Annotated in this window: 22 protein-coding genes; 7 read left to right on the top strand and 15 right to left on the bottom strand. The window is 66.8% G+C overall.

The features are described from left to right. Positions 1-170: 170 nt before the first annotated feature. Genes AC13GF_RS01580 through AC13GF_RS01560 form a run of 5 tightly spaced genes read right to left on the bottom strand, consistent with a single transcriptional unit; the run spans position 171 to position 2869 of the window. Complete coding sequence (locus AC13GF_RS01580) at positions 171-980, bottom strand: M15 family metallopeptidase (RefSeq protein WP_483002916.1); 810 nt, start codon at positions 978-980, stop codon at positions 171-173. Between the two features lie 9 nt (positions 981-989). After that, a complete protein-coding gene (locus AC13GF_RS01575) occupies positions 990-1583 on the bottom strand; it encodes a PH domain-containing protein (RefSeq protein WP_483002914.1) in 594 nt (197 codons plus the stop codon). 3 nt (positions 1584-1586) lie between these two features. After that, complete coding sequence (locus AC13GF_RS01570) at positions 1587-1766, bottom strand: DUF4177 domain-containing protein (RefSeq protein WP_126927902.1); 180 nt, start codon at positions 1764-1766, stop codon at positions 1587-1589. Next, a complete protein-coding gene (locus tag AC13GF_RS01565) occupies positions 1763-1942 on the bottom strand; it encodes a type II toxin-antitoxin system antitoxin (RefSeq protein ID WP_005415691.1) in 180 nt (59 codons plus the stop codon). The genes AC13GF_RS01570 and AC13GF_RS01565 overlap by 4 nt, the downstream gene beginning before the upstream one ends. A 45-nt stretch (positions 1943-1987) precedes the next feature. Next, positions 1988-2869, bottom strand: a complete 882-nt coding sequence (locus AC13GF_RS01560; protein WP_024956284.1) for an SPFH domain-containing protein — start codon at positions 2867-2869, stop codon at positions 1988-1990. A gap of 137 nt (positions 2870-3006) precedes the next feature. On the opposite strand from AC13GF_RS01560, the gene purT reads away from it, so the two are divergent. Beyond that, the gene (gene purT / locus AC13GF_RS01555; RefSeq protein ID WP_065183122.1) at positions 3007-4194 is read left to right on the top strand and encodes a formate-dependent phosphoribosylglycinamide formyltransferase; all 1188 of its coding nucleotides are present in this window, start codon (positions 3007-3009) and stop codon (positions 4192-4194) included. 97 nt (positions 4195-4291) lie between these two features. On the opposite strand, the gene AC13GF_RS01550 is transcribed toward purT, so the two are convergent. Both AC13GF_RS01550 and AC13GF_RS01545 read right to left on the bottom strand, forming a co-directional pair. Beyond that, positions 4292-5506, bottom strand: a complete 1215-nt coding sequence (locus AC13GF_RS01550; RefSeq protein WP_483002912.1) for an endonuclease/exonuclease/phosphatase family protein — start codon at positions 5504-5506, stop codon at positions 4292-4294. 38 nt (positions 5507-5544) lie between these two features. Then, positions 5545-6300: an arginyltransferase gene (locus AC13GF_RS01545; RefSeq protein ID WP_111150364.1), complete on the bottom strand. Its 756-nt coding sequence runs from the start codon at positions 6298-6300 to the stop codon at positions 5545-5547. A 156-nt stretch (positions 6301-6456) separates the two neighbouring features. Between AC13GF_RS01545 and AC13GF_RS01540 the strand changes: the two genes are divergently transcribed. Next, positions 6457-7017 carry an EF-hand domain-containing protein gene (locus AC13GF_RS01540; RefSeq protein WP_483002911.1) on the top strand — a complete coding sequence of 187 codons (561 nt, stop codon included), beginning with the start codon at positions 6457-6459 and terminating at the stop codon, positions 7015-7017. 51 nt (positions 7018-7068) lie between these two features. On the opposite strand, the gene AC13GF_RS01535 is transcribed toward AC13GF_RS01540, so the two are convergent. The 4 genes from AC13GF_RS01535 to AC13GF_RS01520 all read right to left on the bottom strand — a co-directional run bounded on the left by AC13GF_RS01535 (position 7069) and on the right by AC13GF_RS01520 (position 10809). Further along, on the bottom strand, positions 7069-8286 hold the full coding sequence (locus AC13GF_RS01535; RefSeq protein WP_197579301.1) for a sigma-70 family RNA polymerase sigma factor: 1218 nt from the start codon (positions 8284-8286) through the stop codon (positions 7069-7071). Positions 8287-8469: 183 nt separating this feature from the next. After that, entirely contained in the window at positions 8470-8976 is a 507-nt protein-coding gene (locus AC13GF_RS01530) for a pathogenicity-like protein (protein WP_483002909.1), read from the bottom strand. A gap of 4 nt (positions 8977-8980) precedes the next feature. After that, positions 8981-9901: an acyl-CoA thioesterase II gene (gene tesB, locus AC13GF_RS01525; protein ID WP_004148214.1), complete on the bottom strand. Its 921-nt coding sequence runs from the start codon at positions 9899-9901 to the stop codon at positions 8981-8983. A gap of 131 nt (positions 9902-10032) precedes the next feature. Then, positions 10033-10809: an enoyl-CoA hydratase/isomerase family protein gene (locus tag AC13GF_RS01520; RefSeq protein WP_010483336.1), complete on the bottom strand. Its 777-nt coding sequence runs from the start codon at positions 10807-10809 to the stop codon at positions 10033-10035. A gap of 34 nt (positions 10810-10843) precedes the next feature. Here AC13GF_RS01520 and AC13GF_RS01515 point away from each other — a divergent pair, with 34 nt between their 5' ends. Next, positions 10844-11290 (top strand): copper chaperone PCu(A)C, encoded by a 447-nt coding sequence (locus AC13GF_RS01515; RefSeq protein ID WP_483002907.1) that lies wholly within the window; start codon positions 10844-10846, stop codon positions 11288-11290. 71 nt (positions 11291-11361) lie between these two features. Here the strand turns inward: AC13GF_RS01515 and AC13GF_RS01510 are convergent, their stop codons facing one another. From AC13GF_RS01510 to uvrA, 3 genes are all read right to left on the bottom strand, one after another. After that, the gene (locus AC13GF_RS01510) at positions 11362-12087 is read right to left on the bottom strand and encodes an enolase (RefSeq protein WP_483002906.1); all 726 of its coding nucleotides are present in this window, start codon (positions 12085-12087) and stop codon (positions 11362-11364) included. 91 nt (positions 12088-12178) lie between these two features. Then, on the bottom strand, positions 12179-12586 hold the full coding sequence (locus AC13GF_RS01505; protein ID WP_483002904.1) for an acyl-CoA thioesterase: 408 nt from the start codon (positions 12584-12586) through the stop codon (positions 12179-12181). Continuing rightward, on the bottom strand, positions 12586-15588 hold the full coding sequence (gene uvrA, locus AC13GF_RS01500; protein WP_483002902.1) for an excinuclease ABC subunit UvrA: 3003 nt from the start codon (positions 15586-15588) through the stop codon (positions 12586-12588). The genes AC13GF_RS01505 and uvrA overlap by 1 nt, the downstream gene beginning before the upstream one ends. A gap of 339 nt (positions 15589-15927) precedes the next feature. Between uvrA and rplU the strand changes: the two genes are divergently transcribed. The 3 genes from rplU (at position 15928) to cgtA (ending at position 17748) form a co-directional block, all read left to right on the top strand. Continuing rightward, the gene (rplU, locus tag AC13GF_RS01495) at positions 15928-16236 is read left to right on the top strand and encodes a 50S ribosomal protein L21 (RefSeq protein ID WP_005408557.1); all 309 of its coding nucleotides are present in this window, start codon (positions 15928-15930) and stop codon (positions 16234-16236) included. An 18-nt stretch (positions 16237-16254) separates the two neighbouring features. Further along, positions 16255-16518, top strand: a complete 264-nt coding sequence (rpmA, locus tag AC13GF_RS01490; protein ID WP_005415704.1) for a 50S ribosomal protein L27 — start codon at positions 16255-16257, stop codon at positions 16516-16518. A 177-nt stretch (positions 16519-16695) separates the two neighbouring features. Continuing rightward, entirely contained in the window at positions 16696-17748 is a 1053-nt protein-coding gene (gene cgtA, locus AC13GF_RS01485) for an Obg family GTPase CgtA (RefSeq protein WP_049434686.1), read from the top strand. Between the two features lie 195 nt (positions 17749-17943). On the opposite strand, the gene rpsT is transcribed toward cgtA, so the two are convergent. Then, positions 17944-18213 carry a 30S ribosomal protein S20 gene (gene rpsT / locus AC13GF_RS01480; RefSeq protein WP_005408560.1) on the bottom strand — a complete coding sequence of 90 codons (270 nt, stop codon included), beginning with the start codon at positions 18211-18213 and terminating at the stop codon, positions 17944-17946. Positions 18214-18330: 117 nt separating this feature from the next. Here rpsT and murJ point away from each other — a divergent pair, with 117 nt between their 5' ends. Beyond that, entirely contained in the window at positions 18331-19935 is a 1605-nt protein-coding gene (murJ, locus tag AC13GF_RS01475) for a murein biosynthesis integral membrane protein MurJ (protein WP_483003688.1), read from the top strand. Positions 19936-19993: the final 58 nt, after the last annotated feature.

Below are 19993 nucleotides of genomic sequence, written 5' to 3'. Positions count from 1 at the left end.
TGGCGAACGCACGCGGAACAATTCCGGGACGTGGGCGGGGTGGGCTTGCGGGGGTGTAAGCCGCATGGATGCGGCGCCCAAGCCTCCAGGGATGGATTTACGGCGGCCCCCGCAAGTTCATCCTGCCCGCGGCCATGCGCGGACTGCTCGAGGCCTTCACCACGAGGGGCTCAGCCGTTGGCCGGTCTCCAGCACCAATGCCACGGTTCGTAGACGATCCCGTGCGGGTTGTCGCGTGGGTAGCTCAGATGGAAGCCATGCCCGCCGGCATGCGCCTGCAGCCACGCGAACGCGTCGGTGGCTTCGAACGATTCTTCGGCCGGCGCGTCGCCCGGTGTGCCGATGTCCAGTGCGTGGCCGCTGTGGTGCTCGCTGAAACCCGGTGCGGCATTCACCTTCAGGATCTCTGCCACGCTCAAGCCGCGCGCCAGCTTCCGTTCGAAGATGCCCAACTGGTAGGCATGGCTGCGGAAGCCGGAAATGGCGTCCAGCGCAATTCCATCCTGTGCCGCGTGCAGTCGCATCCGTCGCCATCCCTGCGCGGCGCCACGGCGCAGCCACAACGGGCGTGCGAAGCGGTCGCGCCCGGCGAAGTGCAGCAGGCACGGCTCGGATTCCAGCGGCAGGCCGCTGTCGTCGGCATAGCGCTGTGCATCCAGGCCAAGCTGCTGCAGGCGCTGCTGCAACCCGGCCAGCGGCAGCCACTGATCTTCCAGTCTGGCGCCGAAGGGCCGTGCAGCCGCGGCATCCAGCAGCGCCAATGCTTCCTCGACCCCGGGTTCGCGCGGCAGGTGCGGCACCATGGCGTGCACACCCTGCGCCAGTACCGCCGCCAGATAGCGGCCATCACGCTTGCGCCGCAGCACCCAGTGCGCCTGCGACAGCAGGCGTGCATCCAGGTTGCTGCGTGCACGCAGCAGGTGGGCGGGCCACAGCTCGATGGCCTCGGTGTTGATCAGCAGGGGCGTGCGTCGTTGCATCGCCGCAGCTTACTGCCGTGGCGCCGACGCGGCCACCTTGCGCAGCGCATCGAGCAGCGCCTGCGGCCGGTCCACGCTGAGCAGCAGCGTGCTGCCATCACTGACCGGCAGGGCAAGGACACGCGCACGGTCGGTGACCAGGGCGAAGCCCTTGCCGCCTCCCTGCAGGCGGAAGTGGCCCGAGTAGAAGCCTGGCATTGAATAGCCATTGGTTTTGACACGGATGCCATAGCGGCGGTCACGCTGCAGGTCGACCACCTCGGCCTGGTCCAGCCGCAGCTGCGCCACCGGCACGCGCCGCCGATACATGGTCGAGCGCACGTCCAGAACGTCGCCGGCCAGCTCCACGCGGCGGCGAAAGAATGCGGCCCCCAGCCCGACAGCGAGTACAGCGATGACGATCAGGCTCCATGCCGCACTGCCGCCCATCCGGAACCAGGGCGGCGACAGCGTTACTTCGATCCAGGGTGCGTTTGCCGGTGCCTTGTACAGCTGTGCATACAGGCAGGCCACGAAGGCAGCCAGCAGTGGCAGCACGATCCAGAGCACGCGCAGCGGCGAGCTCTCGGCCACGTCAAAGGGTTGCGGGTCGCTGCCGCCCATGGTTCAGGCCTCCTTCTTGAACACCAGCATCGCCGGGCGCATCGGTGCCGGGATGATGATGTTGACCAGTTCCCAGCCCAGTTGGCCCTGGCGGCTGAGTTCGGCCTGGATGTCCTCGGCCTTGTGCAGGCCCATCAGGGACGTCTTGACCTCGATGGTCTGGTAGCTCCAGCGCTTGCTCATTCCTTGTCCTCCGACGATGGCGTGGGTTTCGGCAGGCGTCCTGCCTTGCGCAGGGCGTCGCGCAGCACGTATTCGATCTGCGCGTTGAGGCTGCGCAGCTCGTCATCAGCCCAGCGCTGTGCCGCAGCCAGGACGTCGGCGTTGATGCGCAGCGGGTAGGCTTTCTTCTCACTCATGGGGGCTCCTGGCGGGGCGGTGGGGCACCCCGTTGCGAGTGTGGCTCAATACAGCGAGCCGGCATTGACGATCGGCTGGGTGCCGCGGTCCGAGCACAGCACGGTCAGCAGGTTGCTGACCATGTGCGCCTTGCGTTCCTCGTCCAGCTGCACCACGCCGTTCTTCTGCAGTTCGGCCAGGGCCATCTCGACCATGCCGACCGCACCGGCCACGATGCGCGTGCGTGCGGCGATCACCGCGTTGGCCTGCTGCCGCTGCAGCATCGCCTGGGCGATTTCGGCGGCGTAGGCCAGGTGGCTGATACGCGCGTCGATCACCTGCACGCCGGCGTCGGCCAGGCGCTCGGCCAGTTCGTTCTTCAGGTGCTGGGAAATCTCGCTGGCGTGGCTGCGCAGAGCCAGCTGGCCGTCCTCGTGCTGGTCGTAGGGGTAGCTGGTGGCCATCGCGCGCAGCGCCGATTCGGACTGGATGTGCACGAAGCTCTCGTAGTCGTCCACGTTGTAGACCGCCTCGGAGGCATCGACCACCTGCCAGACGATCACCGCGGCAATCTCGATCGGGCTGCCGTCCAGCTCGTTGACCTTCAGCTTGCCGCTCTCGAAGTTGCGCACGCGCTGGCTGACCCGGCGCTTGGCAAAGAAGGGGTTGTTCCAGCGCAGGCCGTTGTCCTTCACGGTACCCACGTACTTGCCGAACAGGCTCAGCACCGCCGCCTGGTTGGGCTGGATGGTGTACAGGCCGGCCAGGATGAACACGCCCAGCGCCACCAGCAGGGCGCCCAGCAGCATCAGCAGCAGGTTGGGCGAGCCGGCGCTGGCCTTGGCTGCCACACCCAGTACGAACAGGGCGGCGCCAGCGAGGGCGACGAGCAGGGCGCCGGCCAGCGTGCCGAGGCCGTTGAGGGAAGACAGCGACTTCTCTTTCATGGCGGTACGTCCTTGAGGGTTCGAGATTAAGATATCAAAGTGATATCACTTGTCGACTACCGTTCGTCGGATGCCGTGGCCGGGGCGGTCGGCCAGCTAGAATGCCCACCCGCCTTCACATCGCTGCTGGAACCGCCATGGCCAAGCTTGGAACTCCGTTGTCCCCCTCCGCCACCCGCGTGCTGCTGCTGGGCTCGGGCGAACTCGGCAAGGAGGTGGCCATCGAGCTGCAGCGGCTGGGCGTGGAGGTAATCGCCGCTGACCGTTATGCCGATGCGCCGGCCATGCAGGTCGCGCACCGCTCGCATGTGATCGACATGCTCGATGCGATGGCCCTGCGCGCGCTGATCGCACAGGAGCAGCCGCACCTGGTGGTGCCGGAGATCGAGGCCATCCACACCGAAACCCTGGTCCAGCTGGAACAGGAGCAGGGCCTGCGGGTGATCCCGACCGCGCGCGCCGCGCGCCTGACCATGGACCGCGAAGGCATCCGTCGCCTGGCCGCCGAGACCCTGGGCCTGCCGACCTCGCCGTACCGCTTCGTTGATACCGAAGCCGAATACCGTGCTGCCGTGGCCGCCATCGGCCTGCCGTGCGTGGTCAAGCCGGTGATGTCGTCCTCGGGCAAGGGCCAGAGCACCCTGCGCAGCGAGGCGGACATCGCACCCGCCTGGGACTATGCGCAGACCGGTGGCCGTGCCGGTGCTGGCCGCTGCATCGTCGAAGGCTTCATCGATTTCGATTACGAGATCACCCTGCTGACCGTGCGCCATGCCGGTGGCACCTCGTTCTGTGCGCCGATCGGGCACCTGCAGAAGGATGGCGATTACCGCGAAAGTTGGCAGCCGCAGCCGATGTCGAGCGCGGCACTGGCGCGTGCCGAAGAGATTTCGCGCGCGATCACCGACGACCTCGGCGGCTGGGGCCTGTTCGGCGTCGAGCTGTTCGTGAAGGGCGACGAGGTGTGGTTCAGCGAAGTGTCGCCGCGCCCGCACGACACCGGCCTGGTGACGCTGGTATCGCAGGAACTGAGCGAGTTCGCGCTGCACGCGCGCGCCATCCTCGGCCTGCCGATCCCGGTGATCCGCCAGAGCGGCCCGTCGGCATCGTGCGCGCTGTTGGCCCACGGCGAGGGTGTGCCGTACTTCAACAACGTCGCCGCCGCACTGCAGGTGCCGGACACCGCCGTGCGCCTGTTCGGCAAGCCGAGCGTGCATGGCCACCGCCGCGTGGGCGTGACCCTGGCGCGCGCGGAAACCATCGACGAAGCGCGCGCCATCGCGCGTGATGCCGCCGAAGCCATCGGCGTCGAACTGCGCCCCTGAAAAAGGAGCGACGACCAACGGTCGTCGCCTACCGAAACCCGGTGGGTACCGACCGTTGGTCGGTACAGATTTCTGTGCAGTCGACTAACAGTCGACTCTACCGCACGTCCACCCACACCAGGTGGTGGTCGCTGCCGTCGGCGATCTTCGCTTCCGGGCTTTCATTGGCCGGCCAAAAGATGCCGCTGCCCACGTATTCGAAACCGGTCGAGGGCAGCACGTAGTCCAGGCGCATGGTGCCGGACTTCGGGCCGAAATCGCCGGTGGCGTGGAACGGTGCGCCCTTGCGCTCGATGCCCTTGGCCGCATAGGCCAGGCTGGTCTGCTCGCCGCCGACGCTGCGCGGGGTGGGGTAGCGCAGCACGCGGGCGTTCTCGATCAGCTCGACGATCGCCTCATGACGGCCATCGCCATCGACCGGGTCGTTGTTGAGGTCGCCGAGGATCACGAAGCGCGCGTCCTGCGCCAGGCCGCCGCACTGGCCCTTGTCGTCGCACAGCCACGGCTTGTCACCCTTGGACAGGTATTCCTGCCACAGGCGCAGCTCGTCGTGGTTGCGTGCCGCGTTGCGCTTCTCCGGGCCGTCGAATACCGGCGGGGTCGGGTGCGAAACCAGCGCGTGGACCACGCCGGCCGGGGTCTTCACCGGCACGTCCCAATGCGACTTCGACGACAGGCGCAGCTGCGACCAGACGTGGTCGTTGTAGAAGCTCTTGCCGGTGCGCGGGTCAACCGGGCGGATCGCACCGGGCATCGCGCTCCACTTCAGCAGCTGGAAGCTGCGCACCTTGGCTTCATCGATCGGGTAGCGCGACAGCACCAGCATGCCGTACTGGCCCGGGTGCAGGCCGTAGCCCCATGCATCGTTGCCGCGGCTGCGGCCTTCGCCGCCGACCACGCCATTGTTGTCCAGGTCCAGTCCACTGGGCACCCCGGTATTGACCGGGGCCAGGTAGCGGTAGGCGAAGTGCAGCGGCTTGCCGCCACCGGGCTGGGCCACTTCCAGGTAGCGCTTCTGGAACAGGTCGGCGGCGCGATGGGCGTCGTCGAAGTCGAATTCGTTCAACAGCACCAGATCCGGACGCACCTGCTGCAGTACCGCGGCGATCTTGCGTGCGTGCTCGCTGTCACCTTCCAGTTCCTTGATCAGGCCACCGGCATCATCGGAGTACAGCGAGGTGTTGTAGGTGGCCAGGCGCAGCGCAGCGGACGGCTTTTCGGTCATCGCGGGGGACTTGGCGAAGGCAGGGGCGGTGGCGCCGCAGAGCAGGGCCAGGGCGAGGATCAGGGGATGGCGGCGGGTCATGTTCATGGGCCGTATTGTGCACCCGGCCCGGTGTCAGCGGTTTGTCAGCGCCCGTCCAGATCATTGTCGAAATCGTGCCAGCGGCGGCCATCGTAGGCCTCAAGCGGATGGAAGCGGCGCTTGTAGTCCATCTTCTGGTGGCCGCGGATCCAGTAGCCCAGATACACGTGTGGCAGGCCTTCGCGACGCGCCCACTCGATCTGCTGCAGGATCGCGAAGGTGCCCAGCCCGCGCGCGGCGTGGTCCGGGTCGAAAAAGGTGTAGACCGCCGACAGGCCGTGCTCGGTGACGTCGGTCACCGCCACCCCCAGCAGTTGGCTGGGCTGGCCGTCGTGGCCGGGCAGGCGCATTTCCATGAAGCGGGTGTGCGACCAGCTGCCGATCAGGAACTGCTCGAATTCGTGCGGACCATGGTCGTCCATGCCGCCGTTGGCGTGGCGGTGGGTGAGATAACGGTGATACAGCGCGAACAGGTCGTCGCGGGCGGTGGCGGCGGTGATCCGCACCTCCAGGTCGTCATTGCGGGCGGCACAGCGACGCTGGCTGCGGTCCGGGGCGAAGCGCGCCACCGGGATGCGCACCGCCACGCAGGCCTGACAGTGCGCGCAGTGCGGCCGGTAGACCAGGTCGCCGCTGCGGCGGAAGCCCCAGCTCAGCGCCAGTGGATAGAGCGCACCGAGGCGGCGGTCGTTCGGGTCCAGCACCAGGTCGCGTGCCACCCGGTCCGACCAGTACCCGCAGGGGTGCTCGCCGGTCTGGAAAAGCCGCAGTTCGTCGTCTCTGTCGCCGTGTATTGCCATGGACACAGCATAGCCCCAGCCCGTCGCAGTGGCGGCGACTGTCCGCCGGATGAATGGAACCGGCAGCGGCGTCAACCGATGTCGCGCCCGGGCGTTGTTGTCCCCCGAGGGTGAAGTGATCACCCCGACGCTGTTCCCATCTCCAGGAGTGACCTCATGATCCGTACCCCCCTGCTGCTGGCCCTGCTGCTCGGCACCTCTGCTTCCGGTATCGCGCTCGCGGCCGACACCCCGACCACGCCCGTGCAGCGCCCGGCCAGGCTGGACACCAACGGCGACGGCGTCATCGACCGCAGCGAGGCCGCTGCCAACCCGCGCCTGGCCGCGAAGTTCGACGAGCTGGACAAGAACAAGGACGGCAAGCTCTCGCGCGATGAGCTGCCGCGCTGGAAGCATGGTCGACGTGGCCACGGCGGTGAGCGCTGGGCCAAGCTGGACGTCAACAAGGACGGCCGCATCAGCCGCGAGGAAGCCAAGGCCGATCCGCGCCTGGCCGCGCGCTTCGACCAGCTTGATCTGAACAAGGACGGCTACCTGGACAAGGCCGACCGCGAGCTGCGCATGAAGCAGCATCGTGATGCCTGGTTCGCTGCCGCCGACACCAACAAGGACGGCCAGCTGAGCAAGGCCGAGTTCGACGCAGCCAAGGGCCCGATGCACGGCGGCCCGCGCCATGGCGGTCCGCGCGACGGCGGTGCACCGAAGCCGCAGCGCTGAGGTTCAATGCAGTGATTGATGACAACGCCGGCGCACTGCCGGCGTTGTCTGTTACAGGCGGCCGCTGCGCAGCAGTGAGTACACCACCAGCGCGATGACCATCAGGTTCATGGCGATGATGCCGGTGCGGCCATACATGGATTCGAACTTCCAGTTGATGCCGGTTCGTCCGCGACGGGCCGAATCGCGCGCGATCATCGGTGCCATTACCCGCTGCAGTGGTACCAGGCACTGGTAGTTGACCACGCCCAGGCCTACCGCCAGCACCGTCAGCTGCGCCCAGACCGGCGCCTGCAGCATGACCGCCAGCAGGATCGCCAGGCACCAGAACATGCCGGTGATGATGTTGAGATAGAGGAAACGGCGCACGTCGGCGCGCTCGGATGCCGTTTCGGTGTACGACATCAGGAAGCGCCCACCCAGATAGCTGCCGATCGCACCACCGACCACGCCACCGATCACCGCACCCCAGCTTTCGGCCGGCAGCACGTGCAACTGGCCCAACGTCGCGGTCAGCGAACCCATCGCGGTACCGCCCGCTGCACTGGCGCCGCCGAGGCCGAGCTTGCTGCCGCCGATGCCGACGCCGGTGCCGAGCAGGACTGCTGCGCTGGCGGTGCCGGGCGCGGCCACCAGCACCATCGACACCACGGCGGTGGCGAATGCGGCGCTCGGCGCGCTGCTGCGCGCGAACTCACCGAAGCGCTGCAGCAGGCCGTCGCGCACCAGGGCGCGGGCACGCGACAGGCGCTTGCGCACGGCGGCGTCACTGAGCCCAAGCAGGTCGGCCACCTGCTGCGAGCGCTGGCCTTCGCGGTAGTACAGCAACAGCACTTCGCGGCTGTCGGCCGGCAACGCGGAAATGATGTCCTCGGCGGCGATCTCTTCCTCCACCCGCTGCAGGCGGTCGGCCGCGCCCGGCGACGGGTCGGCGGCCATGCCCATCGCCACCTCGGCCGCCTCGCCGGTCAGCGGTCTGCCGCGCTGCGCGCGCAGCCAGTCGCGGGCCAGGTTGCGGGTGATCTGCCGCAGCCAGGGCAGGAAACTGGTCGAACTGCGCAGCTGGTGCAGCTGCTGCCAGCCCTTCACGAAGGCCTCCTGGGCGATGTCCTCGCTGGCCTGGCGATCGCGGGTGATGGCCAGCGCAATGGCGGTAACCGTGTTCTGGCAGGCCAGCACGATGCGGCCATAGGCGTGCTGGCAACCGCTGGCGGCGGCCGGCAGTTCGCGTTCCAGTGTCTGGTCGATCGATGCGGCGAACGTCGTCATGGCGGCGGCTCTCCTGCTGGGATTGTGTCCCATGACGGAGCCGCGCGCGAAGTGTGACCGGCCTTCTGTGCGGTAGTGCCGGCCGCTGGCCGGCAACCTCATGACAAAAAAGGGGACGGAGGGGATTAAGTCGTTTGTGGCACAAACGACTTAATCCCCTCCGTCCCCTTTTTCACCCGCGAGTCATTTCGAGGGCTGGATGCGGACCCGGACTTCTTCTTCTTCCGGCGGAGCCGGTTGGGCAGGCGCCTGCTGCGGCTGTGCCTGCGGGGCAGGGGCCGGTGCGACCGGTGCCGGGGTGCCGCGATGGCGCAGGCCGATCACCAGCGCCACGCCGGCGATCACCACCAGCAGGGCGATGCGGATGCGCCAGGCCCAGCCGCGGCCGCTGCCGGTCGTTTCGGCGGTGTCGCGGAAGGCGAATTCGGCGGTCGGATGGTCGCGGCGGGTGGTATCGAGCAGGCGCGCCTCGCGCAGGATTTCACGCGCGCGTGGCTGGTCGTCGGCGCGCACGATCCACACCGCCGGGTAGGCGTTGGCGTTGCCCAGGTCGGTATAACTGAACTGGCCGCGGCGACGGGTCTTGTACGAGCGCCCATTGGTCACCTTGACGTCGATGCCATGCCCGCGCAGGAGCTCGGCCACGCCTTCGACGGTTTCCACGCGCTGGCTGCTGAAAATCTGGCGCATCGGATCAATCCTTGGCCGGCACGGCGGCCGCCGCTGCCTGGTCGGGAACCACGCGGATCAGGCCTTCCTGCGCGGTGCTGGCCACCAGTACGCCATTGCGGGTGAAGAACTGGCCGCGGGCCAGGCCGCGTGAATCCTGCGCGCTGGGGCTGTCCAGCGAGTACAGCAGCCAGTCGTCGGCGCGGAACGGGCGGTGGAACCAGATCGCGTGGTCGAGCGAGGCCATCTGCACGTGCGGGTGGTAGTAGCTGATGCCATGGGGGAACGTCGCCGTGCCCAGCAGGTGGAAGTCGGAGGCGTAGGCCAGCAGCGCCTGGTGCAGTTCCGGGGCGTCGCCGACCGGCTCGCTCAGGCGCAGCCACACCTGGTGGTAGGGCGGGCGCTTGGGCGGGTTCAGTTCGTCGCGCGGATAGACGTGGCGGAACTCGAACGGGCCGCCGCGCGACAGCCAGCGCTGCACCTTGATCGGCAGCCGCTCCAGCACTTCGGCCGGCAGCGGTCGGTTCGGTTCGATGTCTTCCGGCTGCGGCACCTCAGGCATCTTGTGCTGATGCTCGGCACCGGTCTCGGCCTGCTGGAACGAGGCCGCGCAGAAGAAGATCACCTTGCCGTGCTGGATCGCGGTGACCCGGCGCACCGAGAAGCTGCCACCATCGCGGGTGCGGTCCACGTCGTAGACGATGGGGTGGTCGATGTTGCCGGCGCGCAGGAAGTAGGCGTGCAGCGAGTGCACGTGGCGGCCGTTGTCGACCGTGGCCTGGGCCGCGGCCAGCGCCTGGCCCAGCACCTGCCCGCCAAACACGTACTTGGTGCCGATGTCGCGGCTCTGCCCGCGGAACAGGTTGTCCTCCAGCCGCTCCAGCGTGAGCAGGTCGATCAGCTCGGAGACGACGGGTTCGGGCGTGTCGTTCAAGGGGGCGGCCACAGCAATGAGAAGGCCCCGATTATACCGGTGCAGGCCGGCTGCCCCATCTTCGGTAGTGCCGGCCGCTGGCCGGCAACCTCATGATCCTCCTGGGGCGCCAGCGGTTGCCGGCCAGCGACCGGCGCTACCGGTTATTTGCCGAGGCGGGCCACCAGTGCCTGCAGGGCGTTCTGTGCGTCCGGCGCAAACCAGGCCTCGACGAAGCGGTCGAGCTGGATCAGGTCCGGCTGCAGCGCCACGTGCAGGTCGGCGCGGGCGATGGCGCGGGTCAGCAGCATCGGCTGGCGCGGCTGCTTGAGCAGGTTCTGCAGCCAGGCCACGGCACGCGCCACCACCAGGTCACCTTCGGCCAGTTCGTCGACCAGGCCGATCTGCAGCGCCTGTTCGGCCGGCACCAGCGAACCGGTGGTCAGCAGGACGCCGGCGCGGTGCACGCCCACCGCACGGCGCAGCAGGCGCTGAATGCCCTCCGGTGCGATCAGGCCGACCTGTACTTCGTTCAGGCCGATGGCATACGGCCGCGATGGATCGGCGCTGCGCGCCATCACCCGGTAGTCGCAGCACAGGGCCAGCACGCAGCCGCCCGCCGGGGCGTGGCCGGTGATCGCCGCGACCACCGGGATGCGGCTCTCGGCCAGCGTGCGCACGGCGCCAAAGAAGGCGTTCCAGGTGTCCAACAACTTGTGCTTGTCATCGCCATGCGAGAGCAGGTGCGGCACGTCCATGCCGCCGGTGAAGATGCGCTCGCTGCCCGACAGCACGATGCCATGCGCGTCTTCGGCCATGGCCAGCTCGATGGCATGGATCAACTGCCGGCACAGTTCGGTGTCCAGTGCGTTGACCGGCGGCCGCGCCAGGCGCAGTTCGCGGATGGGGCCATGGTTGATCACCTCGATGAGCGTCGTCATGCTGCGGTCTCGTTGCGAAGAAGGAACCTGGACGATGATAACCAAACCATTCGTTGGCGTACTGTTGGTTCTGTGTGCGGCCGCAGCATCGGTCTCGGCCGCAGAACCGGCCTGCGTCACGGTGGAGCAGGGCTGGGCGCGGTTGCCACCGAATCCGGCGATGCCGATGACCGCTGGCTACGGCGTCATCCACAACGGCTGCAGCAAGGCGGTGGCGATCACTGGCGCAGCCAGCAGCAGCTTCGATGATGTGTCGCTGCACGAGACCACGATTGTCGATGGCGTCAGCCGGATGCGCGCGATCGAGCGCCTGCCGCTGGCACCGGGCGCGCGCGCCGAGCTCAAGCCCGGCGGCCTGCACCTGATGCTGATGCAGGGCAAGGGTGCGCTGAAGGAAGGGCAGGTGCTGCCGCTGCGGCTGCAGCTGGAAGGCGGTGGCGAAGCGAGTGCGGCGCTGACCGTGCGCAAGGCTGCGCCGTAGCGGGATGGTAGTGCCGGCCGCTGGCCGGCAACACGGGTATGCCGGCCAGCAGCCGGCATTACCAAAGAGGCTTACGTCCAGTCGTACGAGAACAGCACCGTTCGGCTTTGCGGTTCGTACAGCATCACGATCGCGTCGGCACCGGTGGCGCACCAGTTGTAGCCGGCTACGTCGGCCACGGCGAAGAATTTGTTGCCATTGCGGGTGATGATCACTGTTTCGGCATCGTCCGCAGCGTTGGGGTCATCGGCAGCCTCGGTGAAGCCCAGCTCGAAGGCCGCGGGAATCTCCGCGGTCTCGGTCCAGTTGCCGAAACCGATCGGGCCACCCAGCGTATCCAGATAATCGCGCTCGCTGGCCTCACCCTTGCCGTAGCGCGAGTAGCAGGCGAGACGACCGTGCGTGGCATGGTAGTCGCGGGCCTTGGCGTAGCTCTCGCGCATCTGCTCGATGTGTTCCTGTGCGTCCTTGTCCTGTACCGCATCGCCGATGAAATAGCCCTCGTTGCCGAGGAAGCGCATCTGGTTGCCGGCGGTCAGTTCGAAGGCGATCCAGTTGGTGCCGGTGAAATCGTTGTGGTGTTCTTCGGTGGTCTCGCCGATGCAGCCGTCGTACGGCTCGATCGGGCACAGCATCGTTGCCACCTGGCCGGCCAGTTCCGGGCGCAGCACACTCAGGTCGATCCTCAGCAGCGGCAGCAGGTGCTGGCCGAGCCAGGCCTGGTCGGTGGGAAAGACGTCGGTGGGGAAAGGGACCATGCCGGGCAGCAGGTCGCGCAGTTCAGTCTGGTGGATCATGTCAGTCCTTTGAGCAGGGTGGGTAGAGTCGAGCTTGCTCGACTCTACGAGTCGCAGGGTCGGGCATGCCAGCCAGCGGCCGGCACTACCTTCAGGTAGACGCGTTGCGGATCGCCTCCGGCAACGGTGCGCTCTTGCCGGTCTGCGTATCCATCCACACCACCACCACGTTGCCGTCCGAATACAGCTTGGTGTCGTCCTGCTGGTCGACGATGCGATGGCCGATGGTCACGCTGCTGTTGCCCAGGCGCTCGACGAACAGTTCGACCAGGATGTCGTTGGGCCACACGATCGGCAGCCGGTAATTGACGTTGGTCGCGGCCACCACCGGTGCGATGCGGTCGGTCATCGACACGCCGTCCACACCCAGCATCCAGCGCACGCGCGCTTCTTCCAGGTAGGAAATGTACTTGGCGTTGTTGACGTGGCCCATGCTGTCCATGTCACGCCAGCGCACGCTGATCGGGATGCGGGCCAGGATCTTGTGTTCGCTGCTCATCAGGCGTCCTTTTTCTTCTTGCTGGCAGTAGCGGTCTTGCTGGTCTTGCCGGTGCTCTTGGCAGCCACGGCCTTCTTCGCCGGCTTCTCGGCCTTCTCGGGCTTCACCTTGCGCGGCGGGCGGGCGTCGGGCTTGTTGGCCACGGCGGCCGGCTGCTCGGGGCGCGCGCTGGTGGAAGGCAGCATGCGCGCCAGGAACTGGCCGGTGTACGACTGCGGGCAGGCCGCCACGTCTTCCGGCGTGCCGGTGACCAGGATGGTGCCGCCGCGATGGCCGCCTTCCGGGCCAAGATCGACGATCCAGTCGGCGGTCTTGATCACGTCCAGGTTGTGCTCGATCACCACCACCGTGTTGCCTTCGTCGCGCAGCTTGTGCAGCACGCCCAGCAGCGCTTCGATGTCGTGGAAGTGCAGGCCGGTGGTCGGCTCGTCGAGGATGTACAGGGTGCGGCCGGTATCGCGGCGCGACAGTTCCTTGGACAGCTTCACGCGCTGCGCTTCACCACCGGACAGCGTGGTCGCGCTCTGGCCGAGCTTGATGTAGCTCAGGCCGACGTCGACCAGCGTTTCCAGCTTGCGCGCAATCGACGGCACCGGCTCGAACAGCTTCAGTGCATCCTCGACGGTCATTTCCAGCACGTCGTTGATGTTGAAGCCCTTGTACAGGATCTCCAGCGTCTCGCGGTTGTAGCGTTTGCCATGGCAGACGTCGCAGGGCACGTACACGTCCGGCAGGAAGTGCATCTCGACCTTGATCAGGCCGTCACCCTGGCAGGCTTCGCAGCGGCCGCCGCGCACGTTGAAGCTGAAGCGGCCCGGCGAATAGCCACGCGCACGCGCTTCGGGCACCTGTGCGAACAGTTCGCGCAGGGGGGTGAACAGGCCGGTGTAGGTGGCCGGGTTCGAACGCGGGGTGCGGCCGATCGGCGACTGGTCGATGTCCACCACCTTGTCGAACAGATCCAGGCCATCGATCTCCTTGTACGGGGCGATCGGATGCGAGGCGCCGTTGATCTCGTTGGCGGCCAGCGAGAACAGGGTGTCGTTGATCAGGGTCGACTTGCCCGAGCCGGATACACCGGTCACGCAGGTCAGCAGGCCCGACGGAATCGCCAGGTCCACGCCCTTCAGGTTGTTGCCGGTCGCCCCGCGCAGGTGCAGGGTCATCTTCGGATTCGGCGTGTGCCGGCGCGCCGGAATCTCGATCGCGCGCTTGCCCGACAGGTACTGGCCGGTCAGCGAGCGCGGTGCTTCCAGGATGTCCTGCAGGGTGCCCTGGCCGACGATCTCGCCGCCGTGCACGCCCGCGCCCGGGCCGATGTCCAGCACGTAGTCGGCCAGGCGGATCGCATCCTCGTCATGTTCGACCACGATCACCGTGTTGCCCAGGTCGCGCAGGCGGGTGAGGGTGCCGAGCAGGCGTTCGTTGTCGCGCTGGTGCAGGCCGATCGAGGGCTCGTCGAGCACGTACATCACGCCGACCAGGCCGGCACCGATCTGGCTGGCCAGGCGGATGCGCTGCGCCTCGCCACCGGACAGAGTGTCGGCCTTGCGCTCCAGGGTCAGGTAATCCAGGCCCACATCGACCAGGAAGCCGAGGCGTTCGCCGATCTCCTTGACGATCTTCGAGGCGATCTCGCCGCGCCAGCCCGGCAGGCTCAGTTCACTGAAGAACTTCAGTGCCTCGTCGATCGGCAGCACCACCAGGTCCGGCAGCGGACGGTCGGCAACGAACACGTTGCGTGCCGCCTTGTTCAGGCGCGCGCCGTTGCATTCCGGGCACGGCTGTTCGCTGATGTACTTGGACAGCTCCTCGCGCACCGCCGGCGATTCGGTTTCCTTGTAGCGGCGCTCGAGGTTGGGAATGATGCCCTCGAAGCGGTGCTTGCGCTGGGTGCGGCCACCGGCTTCGGTGAAGTAGGTGAAGGTGATCGTTTCGTCGCCGCTGCCGTACAGCACGGCCTGCTGCACCTTGGCCGACAGCGAGTTCCACGCGGCGTCCACATCGAACTTGTAGTGCTTGGCCAGCGAGGCGATCAGCTGGAAATAGTAGGCGTTGCGACGGTCCCAGCCGCGCACCGCACCGGCGGCCAGCGACAGCTCCGGATGCACCACCACGCGCGAAGGGTCGAAGAACTCGGCGATGCCCAGGCCATCGCAGCCGGGGCAGGCGCCCATCGGTGCGTTGAACGAGAACAGGCGCGGTTCCAGCTCCGGCAGCGAGTAGTCGCAGACCGGGCAGGAGTACTTGGAGGAGAACAGCGCCGGCGTGGCGTCGGCCGTGTCCAGGCTCTGCACCGAGGCCATGCCATCGCCCAGCTTCAGCGCCGTCTCGAAACTCTCGGCCAGGCGCTGCTTGATGTCCTCGCGCGGGCGGAAGCGGTCGATCACCGCCTCGATGGTGTGCTTCTGGCGCAGCGCCAGCGGCGGCACCGCATCGATTTCATACAGCTCGCCGTCCACGCGTACACGCACGAAGCCCTGCGCGCGCAGCTGGTCGAACACCTGTGCGTGCTCGCCCTTGCGGTCGCGGATGACCGGCGCCAGCAGCATGTAGCGCTGTTCCGGGTCCAGCGTCAGCACCTGATCGACCATCTGGCTGACCGTCTGCGCTTCCAGCGGATAGCCGTGGTCCGGGCAGCGCGGCGTGCCGACGCGGGCGTATAGCAGGCGCAGGTAGTCGTAGATCTCGGTGATGGTGCCGACTGTCGAGCGCGGGTTGTGCGAGGTCGACTTCTGCTCGATCGAGATGGCCGGGGACAAGCCTTCGATGTGGTCCAGGTCCGGCTTTTCCATCACGCTCAGGAACTGGCGCGCATAGGCCGACAGCGACTCGACGTAGCGGCGCTGGCCTTCTGCATAGATGGTGTCGAACGCCAGCGAGGACTTGCCCGAACCGGACAGGCCGGTGATCACGATCAGCTTGTCGCGGGGCAGGTCGAGGTCGAGGTTCTTCAGATTGTGCGTCCGCGCGCCGCGGATGCGGATGAAATCCATCGCCATGGGGAATCCGGTTGTGGGGGCGTTGGCTGGGTGCCGGGCCAGCAGGGAACGGCAATCGGTCAGCCTACCGAGGTGACCAGATGGGGGCAATGGGCGACAATGCCAGCCCGATGTCTCACCTGATGAGACAGGCTGACAGCTTTGTGTAGAGCCGAGCCATGCTCGGCTGCCTGGGCCCCGAACCGTTCAGCCGAGCATGGCCCGGCCCTACAGGACCCGGCCTCCAGGCCGTTCAGGGCTTGACTTGACCCGCAGCCGCTGATCTGCGTACAATTCCGCTCCTGTCCGCCCTCGATGGCGGCAGCTCAGACCACAATAACTACAGAGGAAGGCCTGGTCATGTACGCAGTACTGGTCACCGGCGGTAAGCAATACCGCGTGGCGCAGGGCGAAAAGCTCCGCATTGAAAAGCTCGAAGTCGAAGTCGGCAGCGAGATCAAGTTTGACAACATCCTGATGCTGGGTGACAGCGACGGCGTGAAGCTGGGCGATGCGCTGAAGGGCGCTGCCGTCACCGCCAAGGTCCTGTCCCAGGGTCGTGCTGACAAGGTCCGGATCATCAAGTTCCGTCGCCGCAAGCACCACATGAAGCGTCAGGGTCACCGTCAGTACTACACCGAAATCGAGATCACCGGCATCGCCGGCTAAGCATCAGGAGAAGCAGTCATGGCACATAAAAAGGGCGTAGGCTCCTCGCGCAACGGTCGCGACTCCAACCCGAAGTACCTGGGCGTCAAGATCTTCGGCGGCCAGGCCATCGAAGCCGGCAACATCATCGTGCGTCAGCGCGGCACCCAGTTCCACCCGGGTTCGGGCGTTGGCCTGGGCCGTGACCACACCCTGTTCGCCCTCGTGGACGGCAAGGTGGAGTTCTCGGTCAAGGGCGCCAAGAAGCGTCGCACCGTCAGCATCGTTTCGGCCGACGCCTGATCCAGGCATCGCCGGCACCCGTGCCTCGGCATGGGGGTGCTGCATGAAGAGCCCCGCTTCGGCGGGGCTTTTCGTTAGAGTGAAAGCAAGACCGGCCAGGCCGGGTTGCCGGCCAGCGGCTGGCATAACATTCAAGGCGACGGCTGGCAGGCCGCGCCCATCGCAGGCATCGAAACAATGAAACTGGTAGACGAAGCAGAAATCGAAGTGTTCGCCGGCAACGGCGGCAACGGCTGCATTGGCTTCCGTCGCGAGAAGTTCATTCCGCTCGGCGGCCCGGACGGCGGCGACGGCGGTGCGGGCGGCAGCGTGTACATCCGCGCCGACGAAAACCTGAACACCCTGGTCGACTTCCGTCATGACCGCATCTTCAAGGCACAGCGTGGCGAGAACGGGATGGGTCGCCAGGCCTATGGCAAGGGCGGCGAAGACCTGACCATCACCGTGCCGGTGGGCACCGTGGTGATCAACGTCGCCACCGATGAAGTCATCGGCGACCTGACCCAGCACAACGACCGTCTGCTGGTGGCCCAGGGTGGCCGCGGCGGCCTCGGCAACATGCACTTCAAGAGCTCGACCAACCGCTCGCCGCGCCAGGCGCTGCCGGGCGAGCCGGGCGAGGAGCGCACGCTGAAGCTGGAACTGAAGCTGCTGGCCGACGTCGGCCTGCTGGGCTTCCCCAACGCCGGCAAGAGCACCCTGATCCGCGCCGTTTCGGCGGCAACGCCGAAGGTGGCCGATTACCCGTTCACCACGCTGTACCCGAACCTGGGTGTGGTGAAGGTGGAGAATTACCGCAGCTTCGTGATCGCCGACATTCCCGGCCTGATCGAAGGTGCCGCGGATGGCGCCGGCCTCGGTGCGCAGTTCCTGCGCCACCTGCAGCGCACCCGTCTGCTGCTGCACCTGGTGGACATCTCGCCGATGGAAGGTGGGGTGGAAGGCATTTCCCCGGTCGAGCAGGTGCGTGCGATCGAGCGCGAACTGGAAAAGCATGATCCGGAGCTGCTGCAGAAGCCGCGCTGGCTGGTGCTGAACAAGGCCGACCTGATGTTCGAAGACGAGGCGAAGGCGGCGGCCGAGCAGATCGTCGCCGAGCTTGGCTGGAAGGAGCCGTGGTTCCTGGTCTCCGCGCTGGGTCGCGAAGGTACCTTCCCGATCATGAGCCGGATCATGGCGTTCTTCGATCGCCAGAAGGAAGACGAGCTGGAAGCCCGCAACGCGCAGTAATGCTGTTGGGGTTCCATGCGAAAAACCCGGCTTCGGCCGGGTTTTTCATTTTCCAGTAGTGCCGGCCGCTGGCCGGCATTACTCGGGGTTGCCGGCCAGCGGCCGGCACTACCGGATCGCAGGCAACAAAAAACCCGGCCGGGGCCGGGTTCTTGTCTGCTGCCCGGCCCCGAAGGGCAGGGCGGCAACGCCGGATCAGGCAGCCTTGAGGGCCTTGATGCGGTCGTTCAGGCGGCTCTTGTGGCGAGCAGCCTTGTTCTTGTGGATCAGGCCACGCGCGCTGAAGCGATCCAGGATCGGCTGGGCAACGGCGAAGGCGGCTTCGGCGCCGGCGGCATCGTTGGCGTCCAGCGCCTTGATCACTTTCTTGACAGCGGTGCGCAGCATCGAGCGCTGAGCCACGTTGCGCGCGTTGCGCACGACGGTCTGCTTGGCGCGCTTCTTGGCGGACTTGATATTGGCCACGGTGGTGGTTTCCTGAAAAAATCGGTGTTATGGGAACAGCAAGCTAGCTAGTATGATGGCCCGAGAAATGCACGTCAAGTCGATTGTCAAGAGGGACGCTGAGTGAGTTCACCGAAGATGTTGCGGGGCCTGCTGTCGTTCAGCAGCATGACCATGGTCTCGCGGGTTCTCGGACTTGTCCGGGATCAGGTGATCACTACCACGTTCGGCACCAATGCGGTTACCGATGCGTTCTGGGTTGCCTTCAGGATACCCAATTTCCTGCGCCGCTTGTTCGCCGAAGGGTCCTTCTCCACCGCCTTCGTGCCGGTGTTCACCGAGGTGAAGGAGACCCGCAGCCACGCTGAACTGCGCGAACTGATGGCCCGGACCGCCGGCACGCTGGGTGGGGTGCTGATGCTGGTCACCGCGCTGGCGCTGATCTTCGCGCCGCAGCTGGCGGTCGCATTCTCAAGTGGCGCTGATACCGATCCGGTCAAGCAGACCCTGCTGGTCGACCTGTTCCGCCTGACCTTCCCGTTTCTGCTGTTCGTCTCGCTCACCGCGCTGGCCGGCGGTGCGCTGAACAGCTTCCAGCGCTTCGCGATGCCGGCGCTGACCCCGGTCATCCTCAACCTGTGCATGATCGCCGGTGCGCTTTGGTTGGCGCCGCGGCTGGGCGGCACTCCAGAGAAACAGATCCTGGCGCTGGGCTGGGCAGTGCTGGCTGCCGGCCTTCTGCAGCTGCTGTTCCAGCTGCCCTCGCTGAAGGGGATCAACCTGCTGACCCTGCCGCGCTGGGGCTGGAGCCATCCGGGCGTGCGCAAGGTGCTGACGTTGATGGTGCCGACCCTGTTCGGTTCGTCGGTGGCGCAGATCAATCTGCTGCTGGATACCCTCATCGCCGCCAAGCTGACCGACGGCTCGCAGTCGTGGCTGTCGCTGGCCGATCGCTTCCTCGAGCTGCCGCTGGGCGTGTTCGGCGTGGCGCTGGGCACGGTGATCCTGCCGGCGCTGGCCCGCCACCACGTCAGCACCGACCGCGAGGGCTTCTCGCGCTCGCTGGACTGGGGGCTGCGGATGACCCTGCTGATCTCGGTGCCGGCCATGCTGGGCCTGGTCTTGCTGGCCGAGCCGCTGATCGCCACCCTGTTCCAGTACCGCCAGTTCACCGCCTTCGATACCCGCATGACCGCGCTGTCGGTGTACGGCCTGAGCTTTGGCCTGCCGGCATTCGCCCTGTTGAAGGTGGTGCTGCCGGCGTTCTATGCCCGTCAGGACACCAAGACCCCGGTGCGCGCCGGTGTAGCTGCGCTGGTGGCCAACATGGTCTTCAACTTCGCCCTGCTGGCCGTGCTCTACCATGTGATGGTGCCCGATGAACTGAAGGCACAGGGCGTGATGGCGGCCATCGGCAAGCAGCCGGGCCTGCATCTGGCGCTGGGCATCGCCAGTGCGCTGTCCAGTTATCTGAACCTGGGCCTGCTCTGGTACTGGCTGGGCAAGACCGACGTCTACCAGCGCCTGCCGGGCTGGGGCGGCTATCTGGTGCGGCTGGGGGTGGCCTGCGTGGCCATGGTCGGCGTGCTGCTGGCCCTGCTGCACTGGGTTCCCGACTTCACCGGCATGGACAAATGGCACCGTATTGGTGGCCTGATGCTGCTGGTCGGTGGTGGCGGCGCGACCTACGCGGTGGCCATGCTGGCGATGGGCTTCCGCCCGCGCGACCTGCGCGGGCATTGATCGCGGCCCATGGCGGCTATACTTCAGGGTTACACCACTGAAACGGCGGCCCCGGTGG

This window comes from Stenotrophomonas sp. 22LJNL06-5-1 (assembly GCF_056861455.1).
Note: the sequence above shows the minus strand (reverse complement) of the source record. Positions and strands in the feature narration are given on the sequence as shown.

Excerpts from the sequence above, each read along its gene's own strand:
- AC13GF_RS01580 (WP_483002916.1), bottom strand. The coding sequence starts at position 980 with ATGCAACGACGCACGCCCCTGCTGATCAACACCGAGGCCATCGAGCTG.
- AC13GF_RS01575 (WP_483002914.1), bottom strand. The coding sequence starts at position 1,583 with ATGGGCGGCAGCGACCCGCAACCCTTTGACGTGGCCGAGAGCTCGCCG.
- AC13GF_RS01570 (WP_126927902.1), bottom strand. The coding sequence starts at position 1,766 with ATGAGCAAGCGCTGGAGCTACCAGACCATCGAGGTCAAGACGTCCCTG.
- AC13GF_RS01565 (WP_005415691.1), bottom strand. The coding sequence starts at position 1,942 with ATGAGTGAGAAGAAAGCCTACCCGCTGCGCATCAACGCCGACGTCCTG.
- AC13GF_RS01560 (WP_024956284.1), bottom strand. The coding sequence starts at position 2,869 with ATGAAAGAGAAGTCGCTGTCTTCCCTCAACGGCCTCGGCACGCTGGCC.
- purT (WP_065183122.1), top strand. The coding sequence starts at position 3,007 with ATGGCCAAGCTTGGAACTCCGTTGTCCCCCTCCGCCACCCGCGTGCTG.
- AC13GF_RS01550 (WP_483002912.1), bottom strand. The coding sequence starts at position 5,506 with ATGAACATGACCCGCCGCCATCCCCTGATCCTCGCCCTGGCCCTGCTC.
- AC13GF_RS01545 (WP_111150364.1), bottom strand. The coding sequence starts at position 6,300 with ATGGCAATACACGGCGACAGAGACGACGAACTGCGGCTTTTCCAGACC.
- AC13GF_RS01540 (WP_483002911.1), top strand. The coding sequence starts at position 6,457 with ATGATCCGTACCCCCCTGCTGCTGGCCCTGCTGCTCGGCACCTCTGCT.
- AC13GF_RS01535 (WP_197579301.1), bottom strand. The coding sequence starts at position 8,286 with ATGACGACGTTCGCCGCATCGATCGACCAGACACTGGAACGCGAACTG.
- AC13GF_RS01530 (WP_483002909.1), bottom strand. The coding sequence starts at position 8,976 with ATGCGCCAGATTTTCAGCAGCCAGCGCGTGGAAACCGTCGAAGGCGTG.
- AC13GF_RS01520 (WP_010483336.1), bottom strand. The coding sequence starts at position 10,809 with ATGACGACGCTCATCGAGGTGATCAACCATGGCCCCATCCGCGAACTG.
- AC13GF_RS01515 (WP_483002907.1), top strand. The coding sequence starts at position 10,844 with ATGATAACCAAACCATTCGTTGGCGTACTGTTGGTTCTGTGTGCGGCC.
- AC13GF_RS01510 (WP_483002906.1), bottom strand. The coding sequence starts at position 12,087 with ATGATCCACCAGACTGAACTGCGCGACCTGCTGCCCGGCATGGTCCCT.
- AC13GF_RS01505 (WP_483002904.1), bottom strand. The coding sequence starts at position 12,586 with ATGAGCAGCGAACACAAGATCCTGGCCCGCATCCCGATCAGCGTGCGC.
- uvrA (WP_483002902.1), bottom strand. The coding sequence starts at position 15,588 with ATGGCGATGGATTTCATCCGCATCCGCGGCGCGCGGACGCACAATCTG.
- rplU (WP_005408557.1), top strand. The coding sequence starts at position 15,928 with ATGTACGCAGTACTGGTCACCGGCGGTAAGCAATACCGCGTGGCGCAG.
- rpmA (WP_005415704.1), top strand. The coding sequence starts at position 16,255 with ATGGCACATAAAAAGGGCGTAGGCTCCTCGCGCAACGGTCGCGACTCC.
- cgtA (WP_049434686.1), top strand. The coding sequence starts at position 16,696 with ATGAAACTGGTAGACGAAGCAGAAATCGAAGTGTTCGCCGGCAACGGC.
- murJ (WP_483003688.1), top strand. The coding sequence starts at position 18,331 with ATGTTGCGGGGCCTGCTGTCGTTCAGCAGCATGACCATGGTCTCGCGG.